The following is an 862-nucleotide window of genomic DNA, read 5'->3' as shown; positions in this document are numbered from 1 at the left end:
GATCATATCGTCCTTGCAGATTATAAACAATTATTACATTTTAATACAGAAGGTAAATTTCTGTATACTTCCAAGAGTGAATTTCCTCGGGCTGAAGGTGATTTTGCATTATTTGAAATACTACCAACAAAAGATCACGCCTATTTGGGAGTTCCTCTTTTCCCTCAAAAGCACCTGCTTGTAAAAGTAAATGACAACGGTAGTAAACTGGACTTCTTTTTTGATCCAGGTGAAAAAGAAATCTTAAAATCTCAGTTTCTAAAAACATGGCGCGGGCTTGTTCCTTCCGATAGTTGTTACTACTTGATCTATTCGTTTTGTGATACCATTTATTCAATTTCTCCAGACATGCAAAAGATTGCGAGTGCCTATTACATTGATTATGCACCTAAAAAACTTCCGGATATACCAGTTGATCCGAAAGATGACTGTTTAAGTTGGGAGAAAAAGCTCAGCCATTTGGATGACTATTTGAAAACCTCTTCTATCGGAGCCGGTGATGACTTTCTTTATATAGGGATCACCGACAAAGCCTACAAAGGTTATTTATCCCTCTATTCAAAACGGTCAAAGAAAATAATGACCGCCAAAAAACTTGTAGATGATATGTATCTCAAAGGAAATGTAATAACAGTTACCGGCAAACGGATTCCGCATAATATGGATGGGAACGACATCATTTGGGAAATAAGCCCCCGCATTTTAATGAAGGGATATCAACGTCTATCTGCAGCAGACCGGGAAACACTTCAACAGAAATATCCGGCCTGGGATCAAATCTGTTCGTCGTTAAAAGAAGATGACAACCCCGTATTATTTAGAATCAAAGTCAAAGATTTTTAAACGAATCATCTCATGAAAA

General features: G+C 37.2%; 1 protein-coding gene. It reads left to right on the top strand.

Going from position 1 to position 862, the window contains the following annotated elements:
• Window positions 1-843: hypothetical protein (locus BACCOPRO_RS18150; protein ID WP_008145496.1), on the top strand; the 843-nt coding region annotated here is incomplete at its 5' end.
• Window positions 844-862 lie beyond the last annotated feature (19 nt).

Source organism: Phocaeicola coprophilus DSM 18228 = JCM 13818, assembly GCF_000157915.1.
GTDB classification, from domain to species: domain Bacteria; phylum Bacteroidota; class Bacteroidia; order Bacteroidales; family Bacteroidaceae; genus Phocaeicola; species Phocaeicola coprophilus.
This window is presented reverse-complemented; position numbering and strand designations above follow the sequence as displayed.